The following is a 15,602-nucleotide window of genomic DNA, read 5'->3' on the forward strand; positions in this document are numbered from 1 at the left end:
GGTAGGTGGTGGAATTAATATTTACACTCCGTAATGTATATTCTCTACCGAATGACAGATAATTTTTATAGTGCTAGGTATTATTTACAGCTAGTGCTGCTTCTTGATTAATATTTTTTACGGGAGAATCCAGACGATTGTCACAAGGAGTTTGGGAAGGTATGACGGTTCAGACGGTGGATTTAACCAACTGCGATCGCGAACCGATTCACATTCCGGGATTGATTCAGCCGCATGGGGTGCTGCTAGCTATTAATCTCTCCAATTTAGAGATTGTTCAGGTGAGCAATAATACAGAGCAATTACTTGGCCACCAACCCCAAGATTTGTTAGGTAAGCCGCTATCACAATTATGCGCTGCTAAACAAGTTGATACTATCCAAAAATGTTTAAATGGCGACTTTGAAAGTCTCAATCCAATCAACCTCTCCTTCAAGGGTCAAAATAAATCGCTGCGATTTGATGGGATTGTACATCAGTTAGATGGGGTGGCACTGTTGGAATTAGAACCAAAAAAGTTGAAGGGCAAAAGAGACTTTTTTGATTTTTATCAGCAGGTAAAAGGAACAATTACCAAAATCCAGAAAGCGTCCACAATGGAACAGATGTGTCAAGTGGTAGTCAGCGAAGTGCGAAAAATTACTGGATTTGAGCGCGTTATGGTCTATCGATTTGATGAAGATGAAACTGGGATTGTGATTGCTGAGGATACAAACCAAGAACCACCTTATCTCAACTTACGTTACCCACCCAGTGATATTCCCAAACAGGCGCGACAACTCTACACCCTTAACTGGCTCAGAATTATTCCTAATGCCAATTATCAGCCTGTGGAGTTAATCCCAGCAGAAAATCCCCTAACTAACCTACCACTAAATCTCAGTCTCTCGGTTTTACGTAGTGTTTCTCCAATTCATCTGGAATATCTACAAAATATGGGCGTAGTTGCTTCTATGTCCATATCCCTAGTGCAAGACCAAAAACTCTGGGGATTGATTGCTTGCCATGATTCTGCAACTAAGTATATTCCTTATAACCTACGTGCAGCTTGCGAGTTTATTGGACAGGTGATGTCGTTAGAACTGGCAAATAAAGAAGCCAGCGTTGATCAAGAATACAAGATACATTTGAAGTCCTTACAAACTCAATTTGTGGAATCTCTGTCGCAAGCTGAGTATTTTGTGGATGGGATTGCACAAATGGATTCGCAATTGCTGGATCTGGTAAGTGCAACCGGAGCAGTAATTTGCAGCGAAGATAATTGTATTCGCATTGGTGAAACTCCTGGGGAAGCAGAAATCTATGCCCTGTTGGATTGGATTAAACCGCAACTCCAACACAATTTGTTTCACACGCGATCGCTTGCTCAAATTTATCCAGCAGCTGAGTCATTTAAAGCAGTTGCTAGTGGCGTTTTAGCTTTAGAAATTTCCAAAGTTCACCCAATTTATCTGCTTTGGTTTCGCCCAGAAGTAATTCAAACTGTGAATTGGGGTGGTAATCCGCATAAACCCGTAGAGGTTCAAGAGGATGGCGGTTTGCGGTTATCACCGCGCAAATCTTTTGCATTGTGGCAAGAGACAGTCAGAGGTTGCGCTTTACCGTGGAAAGCTTGCGAAATTGCCGCCGTTGCCGAATTAAGCAGCTTGATTGTGGGTGTAGTGTTGCGACAAGCAGATGAACTCGCATCAATGAACATTGAACTTCAGCGCAGTAACGAAGAATTAGATTCTTTTGCTTATGTTGCTTCCCACGACCTCAAGGAACCATTACGGGGCATTCACAACTACGCTAACTTTTTAATGGAAGATTATGCTGAGACTTTGACCGAAGATGGTGTTGCCAAACTGCAAACCCTAGTCAAGCTCACCCAACGCATGGAAGATTTAATTAATTCCCTGCTGCACTTCTCACGCTTGGGACGAACCGAACTGATCTGGCAACAGGTGAATTTAAACGATTTGGTGCAGCAAGCGATCGCTACTCTCACCATATCTCGACCCCAAAACCAAATTGATTTTCGCATTCCCCAACCCCTACCCACAATCGAGTGCGATCGCGCTCAGGTAAATGAGCTATTTACCAACCTGATCAGCAACGCTATTAAGTACAACGATAAACCACAAAGATGGGTAGAAATCGGTTTTCTCCAAGGGACTAGGGAACAGGCAACTAGCTTTTATACATTTTATGTACGTGACAACGGCATTGGCATTCCTCCAGAACATGAAGAAAAGATTTTTCAGATTTTCCGGCGGTTACATGGACGGGATGAATATGGTGGCGGTAATGGAGCAGGGTTAACAATTGCCCGCAAAATTGTAGAACGGCTCGGCGGTAAAATTTGGGTAGAATCCACGCTTAATGAAGGTAGTACCTTTTACTTCACTTTAGGAGCAGAGCCGATTATATGACCGAAGCTTCCCAGGTTGCTGCTAGGCAAACTCCCCTAATGCTAATTGTCGAAGACAGCAATGAAGACTTTGAAACCATAGACCGATTCATCAAGTGTTCCCGATTCTTCGTACCCATTCATCGCTGTGTAAATGGCGATCAAGCATTGGCATTTCTCTACCGCACTGGTAAGTATACCAACCCTGAAACTGCCCCGCGTCCCGGCATGATTTTACTAGACCTCAACCTACCGGGGACTGATGGGCGGGAAGTCTTGCGTCGCATAAAACAGGATGGTAATTTAAAAACCATTCCTGTCGTTGTTTTTACTACTTCTAATAATCCTAAAGATATTGAGGATTGTTACAAATATGGCGTTAATAGCTACATTGTGAAGCCGATTAACTTTGCCCAACTGAAGCTAGATGTGCAAATGCTCGTAGATTATTGGTTTGACTTGACCACTCTGCCTAATTACCCCAAAAATTCCTCATGAGCGAGCAACAGTGTACTGTCTTAATTGTTGATGATTCCCCAGAAGACAGAGAACTCTACCGACGGTGTTTGCAAACAGATAAAAATTACTCTTACAGCATCCTCGAAGCAACTTTAGCGCAGGAAGGTTTAGAGTTATGGCAGCAAAACCAACCGGATGCTGTGTTAATAGACTACCGCTTGCCAGATATTGATGGATTAGAATTCATTGCTAGATTAAGCTCCTCAACTCAAGAGCCGTGCTTACCTGTAATTGTTGTAACTGGGCAGGGTAGTGAAGCGATCGCAGTACAAGCAATGAAAGCAGGGGCGCAAGATTATTTAGTCAAAGAACAGATTACCCCACAAAGGCTACAATTAGCACTCAAATCAGCGATCGCTAAAGTAAGATTACGCAACGAACTGCAACAGAGGATTGAGAGAGAACGGTTAGTTGCAGAAATTACCCAAAAAATCCATGAAACCCTCAATTTAGAGGAAATTCTGCAAACCACTGTCACCCAAGTTCGGCAGTTTCTCAACAGCGATCGCGTCCTGATTTTTCGCTTACAGCCAGATGGTACGGGAATCGTCACTACAGAATCGGTAGGCGAAGGCTGGACTCCCCTGCTATCCACCTCTCACTACGACCCCTGCTTAAACGAGAACTATATTGTCCCCTTTCGCCAAGGATTAGTAACTGTCAAAGCAGATATCTATAATGGCAGCATTGATCTCTGCCATGTTGAGCTACTGGCAAAGTTAGAAGTACGAGCAAACCTAGTCGTGCCCATTCTGCAAGATCAAAATTTATGGGGGATGCTGATTGTACATCAATGCCAAGCACCGCGACAGTGGCAGCCCATAAAAATTGATTTGCTCAAACAATTGGCAACGCATTTAGGTATTGCCCTGCGCCAAGCAGAATTATATCAGCAAGCACAGCATGAAATTGGCGAGCGCAAACGCGCCGAAGCCTTATTAAAACAAGCAAACGAATCTTTAGAGCAAAGAGTTACCGAGCGCACTGTGGCATTGGAAACTGTTAATGCCCAATTGCAACAGGAACTATTAGAGCGAGAGCGCACCCAGAAAATTTTAGAAGAACAGGCACAGCTGTTAGACCTCGCCCATGACACCATCATCACCCGTACTCTTGATGGCACAATTACCTTCTGGAACAAAGGTGCAGAAGAAATGTATGGCTGGAGTGGAACTGAGGTATATGGGCAGATGTCCCATGAACTGTTGCAAACTCAATTTCCGCAATCCCTTGCTGATATAGAAGCGGAATTATTAAGCCAAGGTTACTGGGAAGGCGAACTCATTCATGTAAGTCGTGATGGCAGACCTATTATTGTTGCTAGTCGCTGGGTATTACAGCGCGATCAAGAAGGTAACCCCATCAAGATATTAGAAATCAACAATGATATTACCGAGCGGAAACGTGCTGAAGAACAGTTGCGGCGAAGCAGTGAGCGCATCAGTTTAGCTAATGCAGAATTAGCGAGAGCAGCTCGTCTTAAAGACGAATTTTTGACAAATATGAGTCATGAGTTGCGAACGCCATTGAACTCAATTTTGGGAATGTCAGAAATACTTTTAGAAGAGGTATTTGGTAGCTTAACCGAGCGACAACGCCAGTTTTTACAGACAATAGAAAAGAGTGGCACACACCTACTAGAGTTAATTAACGATATTTTAGACCTCTCCAAAATTGAATCGGGCAAGATGGAGCTAGAACTAGCTTCTATATCAATTCCGCCACTTTGTGAATCTAGTCTGAATTTTGTTAAGCAACAGGCGCAAAACAAACAAATACAACTCAGATGCCAAATTGACGACAATATTACAGAAATTGGAGCCGATGAACGCCGCTTACTCCAAGTTTTAGTTAACTTACTAGCAAATGCTGTGAAATTCACCCTCGACGGTGGTAGCGTTAGGCTGGAAGTGAAAATGCACTTGCCCGAACAAACTGTGGAATTTCAGGTAATTGATACTGGAATCGGTATTGCTGAGGCAGATATGAGTAAGTTGTTTCAGCCATTTGTACAGTTAGATAGTTCCCTATCCAGACGCTATCCAGGTACAGGATTAGGATTATCTTTAGTCCGGCGCATTGTCGATCTACACGGCGGTAGTATCCGAGTTGAGAGTGAGTTAGGTAAAGGAAGTTGCTTTAGCGTCATATTACCTTGGCATCCCTTGCAAGAGTATGATGACTTACCTTTAGTGCTTCAAACAGCAGTACAAGATGTTGTGGTGCAACAAGCCTTGGTAGTAGAAGATTCTACTGCTGCTGCTAGTCAAATTAAACATTACTTAGCTGAAATGGGGGCAACTAGCGTCATTCATCCATTAGGAGAAGGTGCATTACAAGTTGCCTTACGAGTCAAGCCAGATTTAATCGTTCTGGATCTATTGTTGCCTGATTGTTCGGGATGGGAAGTGTTAACCAAGTTAAAAACCCATGCTGAGACTTATCATATACCTGTGATTGTTATTTCCGTAGTTGATAAGCGATCACGCAGTTTAGAGTTGGGTGCTGCCGAACATATTTTAAAACCCCTCTCGCGACAAAAGTTTTATCAGGTATTAAGGCAGATTTTTGCCAATGTGCAACCGCCAAACTTACAAACTGCTCTCGTAATTGCAGCTATGGAGTTATCACAAAAACCCAGAATTCTGTTAGCCGAAGACAATGAAGCAAATATTGTCACAATCATGAGTTACCTGGAAGGACACAACTTTCAGATTATTTTGGCGCGCAATGGACAAGAAGCGGTGCAAATGGCAAAACAATATCAGCCCAATCTGATTTTAATGGACATCCAAATGCCAGATATGGATGGATTAGAAGCAACTCGTCAAATCCGTGCTGAGATTCAAAGTCAAGCTATCCCCATCATTGCACTGACAGCTTTAGCCATGCCTGGTGATCAAGAACGCTGTTGAGAAGCAGGTGCGACAGCATATCTACCCAAGCCTATAAAGCTCAGAAATTTATTAGATTTGATTAATGAGCATTTATCGGGACTTAAACCTTTTTAAGGCAGAAACAAGACTCAAACCCTTACAGTACAAGCAAAATAGACCAAAGGCTCAAAAATGCTTGAAACCCAGATATATCAAAAAACTAAGCGAAATGATGTCAAAGTCTCTCTGCATATACATTTAAGTGTTTTTTCTGGCGATTTTTTGTCTAAGTCCCGTTAATGTCTTGTGCGGACTGATTGCTTATTGTCATCAGCCTAAAAAGCCAGGGCTGAATCTTGAATGGCTTTTACCTCCATCTGCTTAACCCGAACTCAGGTTACATACATAAATGTAGGGACTTGAAATCAGGACGTATTATTTCTCTCTCCGAGACGCTGCGCGAACGCGCTGATGCGCCTTGAAATAAGTATTTTTACTTTCGAGCATAAATAATGGTGCTTTAATCCCTGTTGGCGGGTAACAGCGAATTTCCCCCTTTCTCCCTGCTCCCCTGCCTCTTCACGATCAACATCCCCAGGGTTTTGTTGAGAAATATTAATTGCTTTAATAACTTTTGCAAAATTTATTTGATTTATAGGTATTTGTTATCGAATACTGAGAATTAGTAAAGCTAGTATCACAGTTGCCGCGATCGCAACGTGAAAGCACAAGAAATTCTCTCAAAACATGATTGCACCTATGGCAGCCTTATTTTGCTTATCACCACGCTACCGTCTTGATGATGAATTACCTTGGTTAGAAGGGATTGATCCCAGCCGCCATTACTGGCTAGCAGTGAATGGAAATAAGAACCTAACCGTAGCTTTACCTGGGTTAGTGGCTGCTTCTGTTGGTGAGTTGAAGCAAATCATGTCTCAGTTTCGCGCTCTCCAACCAGGAGAGAAAATGAACTTCACAAGAGCTGCTGCCAGTTGTACAATCCATTGTGTAGGTATGAATTGCTACGCCCTAGCAGCAGAAGTTAACGGCTCTCCCGTTTGGCATTTATTTGATCAAGAAACTCTCGATAGTCTGTTGATGACAGCACACCCAGATTGGCAATGTGCGCCATCAGATGTAGAGTTAGGCAGAAAATTATTGATGCGTTCCCTAGCAGCAACTCTGGCTGCGTCTTAATTGCGGCTATTTTTCTGGAGGACGCATAGCTACTAATTCTTGGGGTGAGGCGAGAAGTTTAATTTGAGTGTCAGTGATTTGCTGTTGTGGGTTGAGAGTAAATAACCACATGACATTGACACTACACCAAAAGGTGTGAGCTTTACCTGTCACTTGTACTTGTGTATAACCGTCCTTCAAAGTGGCGGAAATTCCTTGCTGGGGTTCGGCTTTGACATCTTGAGCTTCTTTTCGCAGATATCTGGCGATCGCATCTCGCCCTACAATAGCAGATTCAAAGGGTGGATTCATCACACCTTGAGGAGTAAATAAAGCGGCTGTTGCGGTAAAGTTACGTGCATTTAAATTTTTAAAATACTCAAGAATCGTAGTTTCTTTAATTCCAGGAATTTGACTGGCTGAATATTCAGCGACTTTCATAAAACCACCTTTATAAAATTAGCTAAAAACTATTAGAATCAACATTCAAATATAAAACAAGCTGCTATTGGCGTTAATTTCGTAGCGAATAAATCTGACTCAAGAAAGATTTGTTCCCAAGCTATAGTCTGGGAACAAAAACTGCTTTGACATTGAGATTGGGAAGATATAGATTAAAAGATGCCTGATGTTCAGAGACTGGAATTTACTGGATTTATACTCAGAAATCTACTATGCTAAGGGGTCAACGCCCATATCAGCCACTACTTTACGCAACACTGTAATTTGCTGACCAAAGTCTAATTGTTTTAATGATTCTAATACTTGGGAAGCATCGCGGGAGATTTTATAGTCTGCGGTAACAGGTACTACAACACCTTTCACCATCAATTCCGAAAGTTCGTACCAAAAAGCTAGCTTGGTGTTGGTAGTCAGAATACCGTAAGAACGGGTAAGTTGAGTATTTTTCCGAGCAACTAAGTCACGCATGAATTGCAATTGTTGTGCATGATTCATTTGCTTGACTTGATTTAACAAACCTTCCGCTAACTGTAAGCGCGCTGCACCTGTAGCAGCTGGTGTGATGGAACGTCCCATTTCAGTATAGGCGTACCACAGAACGGCTAACTGGTCATCTACGCTGAGGCTTTGAAATACAGCATTAGCAGAACCCACAGCATCAGCCTGGATGTTAGTAAAACGAGTTGAAGCGGAATCAGAAGTGAATGTCATAATTGCACCACAGTTGATGGGTTGAAGTACATTGCGATTCAGTGGGAGGCTCGCATCACTCTGGTGGCTTTACCTCTTGATTCACATATTGCATCATTTTTTTACAAAACGCAAATAAAATTTACAAATGCAGTGAGTAAGAAATATTGAACCCAAGTCTTGACTAGCTTAGGTATAATCGATAAGCCACGATTTTGGCAAATTTTGGTTAGAGAAATGGACTACTGTTCCGTAGTTACCAGCAGTTTGGTAAAAGAGAAAGCTATAGAGCTAGGTTTTCACAAAGTTGGCATTACTACTGCAAACAAGCGTAACAATACAGAAGCCGAAAGGTTGCAAGCTTGGATAAGCATGGGTTATCACGCGGACATGGCTTGGATGAATAACCCAAAACGCCAGGATGTAAAATTAGTGATGCCACAAGCGCGATCGCTGATTTGTGTCGCACTCAATTACTACACCCCACACCAACGTCCCCAAGGTGAAGAGTACGCCAAAATCTCCCGTTATGGCTGGGGGAGGGACTATCACAAAGTGATGCAGAAAAAACTCAAAGCCTTAAGTACCTGGTTGCAATCACTAGATCCTAGTATTCAAGCCCGCTACTATGCAGATACCGGCCCCATTCAAGATAAAGTTTGGGCGCAACAGGCTGGAATTGGCTGGATTGCTAAAAATGGCAATGTGATTACTAGAGAGTATGGTTCTTGGGTATTCTTAGGTGAAGTGCTGACAAATTTGGAACTAGAAAGCGATCGCCCCCACACAGAACATTGTGGTAGTTGTACCCGTTGTTTAGAAGCCTGTCCCACTGGAGCAATCACCCAACCCTTTGTAGTGGATGCTAATCGCTGTATAGCGTACCATACCATAGAGAACAGAGCAGAAAAATTACCAGAGGCGATCGCCACTCGGATGCAAGGTTGGGTAGCGGGGTGCGATATTTGCCAAGATGTTTGTCCTTGGAATCAACGATTTGCAAAAGTTACGGACGTGGCTGATTTTCAGCCGTATCCTGAAAATATTGCTCCTCAGCTGATAGAATTAGCGCAAATCTCTAATGAGGAGTGGGAAAAAAGATTTCCGGCATCAGCGTTGCGGCGGATTAAGCCAGAAATGTTAAGACGGAATGCTCGTGCTAATCTTGACGCATCCAGACAACATAATGACACAGAAAGCAATTATCTTTGATTTTGATGGCACGATTGCCGACACAGTAGATGCACTCGTCAGTATTGCCAACCGTTTAGCAGTGGAATTTGGCTATGTCCAAATTACACCAGAACAATTAACCCTCCTCAGAAATTTATCATCCAGAGAAATTATTAAATATTCAGGAATTTCCCTGTTTAAAATTCCTTTTCTTGTCAAGAAAGTCAAATTTGAATTAAAAAGCAAAATCCAGGAATTGCGTCCAATTCCTGGCATTAAACAATCTTTAGGAGAACTTAAAGCACATGGTCATCAGTTGGGAATTATTACATCTAATTCTCAAGATAACGTCACCGCATTCCTCAAAATACATGAATTAGATAGTGTATTTGACTTTATCTATTCAGGCGTAACAATTTTTGGTAAGACTACTATTATTAATAACGTTCTTAAGCAGAAACAACTCCAGCCTCAAGCAGTAATTTATGTAGGTGATGAAACCAGAGATATCGAAGCATCAAAAAAAGCCAATATTAAAGTTATTGCAGTGACTTGGGGATTTAATTCTCCCGAAGTTCTCGCCAAACAAAACCCAGACTATATCATTCATCACCCTAGTGAATTGCTCTCAGTTGTCCAAGGTTGTTAATTATTTTAAGGGATTGGGGATTGGGGATTGGGGACTGGGGACACTTCGACAAGCTCAGTGCTTCGCTGGGGATTGGGGACTAGGAAAGGGTTTAGTCAATAGCCATGACTATTGACTATTGACTATTGACTATTGACTAATAACTATTTTTTTGCTTGACCCATATCTATAGCCTTTTGTACTAAATCATCACTAACTTGAGTGACGGCTTCATTTTTGGAAGCACCGACTTCCTTAGCTAATTCTAAGTAGTCTTCAGGATTTCCTGTAGGTTGAGCTTCAGGTTTTGTGGCTTCAGGTTGAGGTGTTTTATCTTCTGGTGTATTAACTGCTTCCACATCCACACCTTCACTCAATTGCTGTGCGGCTGCATAATCAGCATCAAAATTAACCTTCGGGGCTTTCACTTCACCACTATCTATACTTTCAGCTAATAATTGTGCATCATGGGTAGTAGCTTCACTAGGATTTGGTTTCACTTCATCAGCCATAACTAACACCGGTTGAGTAACTTTTAAATGGTTGCGGTGATTGTAACAACTGATTTAGTGAACTTTTAGCACCCTAGAGAAATATTTTGACCTCTATTAAAGGATAGATAAAATTAATTTGGTTGGGCTTGGAGTAAGCGATTTAAAATCACTCGACCGTTACGACCAATGACTTGCACACGGATAAAGTAAGGATCATTGGGTCGCCAAGCAATTTGATACCTTGTGCCATTATTATTCCACGTATAAACTTGGCGTTGTTGATTACCAGAAACTCTCGCTCCACCAAGGCTAATACTAGACCCATTACGACGATTCTGCCCATAGTAGTAATAAACATTACCTTGCAAAGATAAAGTTACACTCCAGTCGTTATCAACAAACTCTCCTACTGGATAATCAAATGAAGCCGCCACAGCTTGATGATTTACTGCTACATCAATGATGGCTGGTGCAGAAATGCCTAAAATAGTTGCTAGGGCGATCGCTCTGATATTCATAAACTAACCTTGCCTTCAGAAATGCTTTGGTATCAATTACTATATGAATTGTCAACCATAAACATAGAAAAAACTTACATGAAAATACTTAATCGTTGCTAAATTTTATGTATATAAAAAAGCGGTTATGCTAATGAATACCCAACAAAGTGCTGTGGCTGAAGATGATCAAGCTACCCTCTTGACAAAGCTGATTTGTCAGCCTTTAGTGGTTACTCCCCAAACACCAGTCGTTGAAGCCTTAAGTTTGATGGATAAGCTCACCACAGGCTGTTCGTCATCAACTTTAGATACAGCTAAATCTGGGGTCAAAACACCACCAACTAGTTGTGTACTGGTCATGGAAGATAACCAAATTATGGGTATCTGGACAGAGCAAGATATCATCCGTAGACATATACAAGGGTGTAACCTTACTCAGATGAAGATGGTAGAAGTGATGACTCAGCCTGTAATCACCCTGAAGCATTCTGAATTAAGTAATTTTACTGTGCCACTAAAACTATTTAGTCAGCATAACCTGCGTTATTTACCGATAGTTGATGATTGCAATCAACTAGTTGGGTTACTGACAAGTGATCACCTACTGCATGGTTTGTATCTTCGCGATCGCACTAATTTTGGTACTAACAGTCAAATCACAGGATATCAAGGCACCTACACAACCGCAGCCTGTGAAAGTACCTGTCGTTACTCCATGCTGGCGGAAAATTCCCCTGATGGGATATTTCTGATCGATTTTCAGGGGAATTATCAGTATGTGAATCCTAAATGGGAACAAATGACGGGGTTGCGGTTGCAAGATGTATTGGGAACAAACTGGTTACAGGCTTTGCATCCTGAAGATCGCGATCGCGTCCTGCGGGAATGGTGCAGTAGTGTTGCCCATCAACAACCCTTTGCAACAGAATGTCGATTACGAACACCAAATGGTAAAGTCACTTGGGTCTTAGCAAAAGCGACAAGGGGAACCGACAGCACAGATAATTTCACTGGCTACGTTGGTAAATTAACAGATATCAGTGAATATAGACGTATAGAAAAACAATTAGAAATGCACAATAGTCTGCTAGCCCGCATTGCCAGAGGCGAACCGTTAGCAGATGTCTTAAATATCCTGATAGCTAGTCTTACAGAACAATTCGATGGGGCTTTATTTCGGATTTTGTTAATAGATGAAGAAAATCGCTTGCGTCATCAAGCATCGCTGAATTTGCCAGATGATTATATTAAATTGACTGAAGGCGTAGTCATTGGCGATGGTATTGGTTCTTGTGGGACTGCGGCCTATCGCCGACAGCTAGTAATTGTCTCAGACATTGCCAATGATCCTCTGTGGCAAGATTTTCGGGATATAGCCTTGAATAATGGATTACGCGCTTGTTGGTCTGCACCCATTATCGCCAGCAATGGTCAGGCATTGGGGACATTTGCTGTGTACTATCACCAAGTCAAAACACCCCAACCAGCCGATATAGAAACCATCACTCTAGCCGCTTACCTAGCTGGTATTGCCATTGAACGTCAGCGTGCAGTCATCGCTCTCGAAAAAAGTGAAAGTTTTTTGCGGGCTGTCTATAAATATGTAGAACAAGCCATTTTCACAGTAGATATTGATCCCCAAGGAGAGTACCGTTACGGAGGGTGGAATCCGGTAGCTGAACGTTTTTGTGGTGTTCCGGGAGTAGAAGCACAGGGTAAAACACCGAAAGAACTGTTTGGAGAAGCCATCGGACAATCACTCTGTCAAAAGTATGATGCTTGCGTCGCCACCGGAGAACCTTTTTCCTTTGAGGGGTACTTTACTAACCATCACACGAATTGTAGCTATTGGTTATTAGTCACCCTCAAACCATTAACAGAGGAAAGTGGACGAATTTATCGGTTAATTGGCACTGCTGCCGACTTCACTGCCCGCAAACGCGCAGAAGAATCCTTACGCACCCTCGTAGAAGGTACAGCTACGGTCACAGGTTCAGAGTTTTTTCCCGCCTTAGTGCGGTATACTGCCGAGGCATTGAATGTACCTTATGTATTCGTCTTAGAACTCATTGGCGATCGCCTCCAGGCGTTGGGGTCTTGTGTTTATGGGGAATTGCAACCCTCCATGAGTTACAGCATCGCCTCTACCCCCTGTGAAAAGTCACTAACTGAAGGGATATATTACTGCCCCAACCAGATCACCCAAGAATTTCCTGATGATCCATATCTAGCCGCAATGCAAGCCGAAAGTTACTTAGGCATTGCCCTACGGGATAATGATGGTGTTGTGATTGGCAACCTCTGTATTCTCGATACACGCCCCCTTGAAGAACCAGAACGCATCAAAACCACATTACAAGTATTTGCAGCCCGCGCTGCCGCCGAATTAGCCCGCCAACGCGCCACAACCGCCTTAGAAAAACTCAATGAACAACTAGAAGTCAAAATCACTCAGCGCACAGCCGCACTGCAAAATAGTGAAGCCCGCTTCCGCGCCACCTTTGAGCAAGCAAATGTAGGGATGGTAGAAGCCGATATTCAGGGTAATTTAACCAGAATTAATCAAAAATTCTGTGAAATTACAGGTTATACAGAAGTAGAATTGTTGGGAATCAGCTACAAGCAATTTACCCATCCTGATGACCTGAGTGTGGATAAACAGTATATGCAGAGTCTGTTAGCGAGAGAAATTGCTACCTACGCCGTCGAAAAACGCTATCTTCACAAACAAGGACATAGTATTTGGGTATATTTGACGGTCTCCCTGGTGCGATCGCTAGCTGAAGAACCACAATATTTAATTGGTGCAGTTCAGGATATTAGCGACCGCAAACAAGCCGAAGAAATCTTCCAAAAACAAGCACAGCGCGAACGACTACTTAGAAGCATTACGCAACATATTCGTCAATCCCTAGATTTGCAAGTCATTCTCAAAGCCGCAGTTAATGAAGTCAGACAAACCTTTCAAGCTGACCGCGCCTTAATTTTTCGCCTCATGAACGATGGGTCAGGGGTAGTTCTAGAAGAATCGGTTGTGCCAGAATATCCCATCATTGAAAGTATGTTGTGGGAAAATGAATGTTTTTCACCAGAGTGTTATGAATTTTACCGTGATGGTAACGTCCGTATCGTCAAAGATCCTCAGCATGATGATTGGGGTGATTTTCTTGCGGAATTCATGGAACAAACACAAGTCAAATCCAAAATTGTTGCTCCTATTGTCCAGCAAGTGGAAAATAACTCTCCCAGAGTTTGGGGATTGATCAGTGTTCACTCCTGTTCAACCAAGCGTCAATGGCAATCCGATGAGGCTAACTTACTCCAACAAATTGCTAGCCAGCTATCTGTAGCGATTCAGCAAGCCGACCTCTATCAACAAGTGCAAATTGAATTGAGCGATCGCAAACGTGCAGAAGTAGCCTTGTCTATGCTCAATGAACAACTCCTTGGTGTCAACACAGAATTAGCCCGCGCCACTCGCCACAAAGACGAATTCCTCGCCAGTATGAGTCATGAACTCCGCACACCCCTAAACGCCATTTTGGGAATGTCGGAAGGGTTGCTAGAAGGAGTATTTGGAGAAATTACTGATAAACAAAAACGTGCTGTATTGACTATCGAACGTAGTGGTAAACACTTACTAGAATTAATTAATGATATTCTGGATTTAGCCAAAATCGAAGCAGGCAAACTAGAACTGCAAATTACTCCTGTGTCCGTTTGTTATTTATGTGAGTCTAGTCTGACCTTCGTAAAACAACTAGCACATCAAAAGCAAATTCAACTCAAACTCAATATTCAAAATACCATCAGGAATATTGCTGTCGATGAACGCCGCATCCGACAGGTTTTAATTAATCTACTCAATAATGCAGTGAAATTTACCCCCGCAGGCGGTTCTGTGATTTTAGCTGTCAGGCGAGAAAGAATTGAAGAAAGCAGAATCCAAAATTCCCTGAATGGGAATAGTGTTGTTGGCATCGAGAGAAAGCAAAACGCAGACTGGGTAAGCTTTTCAGTCATTGATACAGGTATTGGGATTGCTTCAGAAGATATGGATAAACTCTTCCAATCCTTTGTGCAGATTGACAGTCGTCTGAATCGTCAGTATACGGGTACTGGATTAGGGCTAGCTTTAGTGCGTCAAATCGCAGAACTACACGGTGGATACATAACCGTCAGTAGTGAAGTAGGTAAAGGTAGTTGTTTTACGGTGCGTTTACCTTACTTAGACCAAAAATTAACTTTGCCCACAGCTAAAGCAGATGTACAATTAGGCTTAGAGAGCCTATCAAATCCTAAATCATTAGCCTCAAAATCACCACTAATTCTTTTAGCAGAAGACAATCAATCCAACACTGAAACAATTTCTAGCTATCTTGAAAGTAGAGGTTACAGGCTGCTCTTAGCAACCAACGGACAAACTGCCGTTGATTTGGCTGTATCTCAAAATCCCAGTTTGATCTTGATGGATATTCAAATGCCAGAAATCAATGGTTTAGAAGCTATCCGCCGCATTCGTCAATATCAGAAATTAGTCGATGTTCCCATAATTGCATTAACAGCTTTAGCTATGCCAGGCGATCGCGAAAAATGCCTCGAAGCAGGGGCAAATGATTATGTAAACAAACCAGTGAAACTGCGGGAGCTTACAGGTATAATCCAAAACTTGCTATCAAAGTGAACACGTAT

11 protein-coding genes are annotated in these 15,602 nt (G+C 42.4%); 7 read left to right on the forward strand and 4 right to left on the reverse strand.

Annotation, left to right across the window (positions count from 1 at the left end; genetic code table 11):
- The first annotated feature begins 161 nt into the window (after positions 1-161).
- From ACQFX9_RS15280 to ACQFX9_RS15295, 4 genes are all read left to right on the forward strand, one after another.
- Complete coding sequence (locus ACQFX9_RS15280) at positions 162-2,414, forward strand: ATP-binding protein (RefSeq protein ID WP_427156772.1); 2,253 nt, start codon at positions 162-164, stop codon at positions 2,412-2,414.
- Positions 2,411-2,890 carry a response regulator gene (locus ACQFX9_RS15285; RefSeq protein ID WP_427156773.1) on the forward strand — a complete coding sequence of 160 codons (480 nt, stop codon included), beginning with the start codon at positions 2,411-2,413 and terminating at the stop codon, positions 2,888-2,890. The genes ACQFX9_RS15280 and ACQFX9_RS15285 overlap by 4 nt, the downstream gene beginning before the upstream one ends.
- Entirely contained in the window at positions 2,887-5,826 is a 2,940-nt protein-coding gene (locus tag ACQFX9_RS15290) for a response regulator (RefSeq protein WP_427156774.1), read from the forward strand. The genes ACQFX9_RS15285 and ACQFX9_RS15290 overlap by 4 nt, the downstream gene beginning before the upstream one ends.
- Before the next feature lie 720 nt (positions 5,827-6,546).
- Entirely contained in the window at positions 6,547-6,984 is a 438-nt protein-coding gene (locus ACQFX9_RS15295; RefSeq protein ID WP_427156775.1) for a hypothetical protein, read from the forward strand.
- Positions 6,985-6,990: 6 nt separating this feature from the next.
- Here the strand turns inward: ACQFX9_RS15295 and ACQFX9_RS15300 are convergent, their stop codons facing one another.
- Complete coding sequence (locus tag ACQFX9_RS15300) at positions 6,991-7,404, reverse strand: nuclear transport factor 2 family protein (RefSeq protein WP_427156776.1); 414 nt, start codon at positions 7,402-7,404, stop codon at positions 6,991-6,993.
- A 231-nt stretch (positions 7,405-7,635) separates the two neighbouring features.
- Positions 7,636-8,136, reverse strand: a complete 501-nt coding sequence (locus ACQFX9_RS15305) for an orange carotenoid protein N-terminal domain-containing protein (protein WP_427156777.1) — start codon at positions 8,134-8,136, stop codon at positions 7,636-7,638.
- Positions 8,137-8,352: 216 nt separating this feature from the next.
- Here ACQFX9_RS15305 and queG point away from each other — a divergent pair, with 216 nt between their 5' ends.
- Together queG and ACQFX9_RS15315 are read left to right on the forward strand one after the other, a co-directional pair.
- A complete protein-coding gene (queG, locus tag ACQFX9_RS15310; RefSeq protein ID WP_427156779.1) occupies positions 8,353-9,327 on the forward strand; it encodes a tRNA epoxyqueuosine(34) reductase QueG in 975 nt (324 codons plus the stop codon).
- Entirely contained in the window at positions 9,302-9,937 is a 636-nt protein-coding gene (locus ACQFX9_RS15315; RefSeq protein ID WP_427156780.1) for an HAD-IA family hydrolase, read from the forward strand. The genes queG and ACQFX9_RS15315 overlap by 26 nt, the downstream gene beginning before the upstream one ends.
- A gap of 143 nt (positions 9,938-10,080) precedes the next feature.
- Here the strand turns inward: ACQFX9_RS15315 and ACQFX9_RS15320 are convergent, their stop codons facing one another.
- Both ACQFX9_RS15320 and ACQFX9_RS15325 read right to left on the reverse strand, forming a co-directional pair.
- Complete coding sequence (locus tag ACQFX9_RS15320) at positions 10,081-10,428, reverse strand: hypothetical protein (protein ID WP_427156781.1); 348 nt, start codon at positions 10,426-10,428, stop codon at positions 10,081-10,083.
- A gap of 113 nt (positions 10,429-10,541) precedes the next feature.
- The gene (locus ACQFX9_RS15325; RefSeq protein ID WP_427156782.1) at positions 10,542-10,928 is read right to left on the reverse strand and encodes a hypothetical protein; all 387 of its coding nucleotides are present in this window, start codon (positions 10,926-10,928) and stop codon (positions 10,542-10,544) included.
- Positions 10,929-11,061: 133 nt separating this feature from the next.
- Here ACQFX9_RS15325 and ACQFX9_RS15330 point away from each other — a divergent pair, with 133 nt between their 5' ends.
- The gene (locus tag ACQFX9_RS15330; protein ID WP_427156783.1) at positions 11,062-15,594 is read left to right on the forward strand and encodes a PAS domain S-box protein; all 4,533 of its coding nucleotides are present in this window, start codon (positions 11,062-11,064) and stop codon (positions 15,592-15,594) included.
- Positions 15,595-15,602 lie beyond the last annotated feature (8 nt).

Origin of the sequence: Aliinostoc sp. HNIBRCY26 (assembly GCF_050235535.1) — a bacterium.
Taxonomy (GTDB): Bacteria; Cyanobacteriota; Cyanobacteriia; order Cyanobacteriales; family Nostocaceae; genus Trichormus.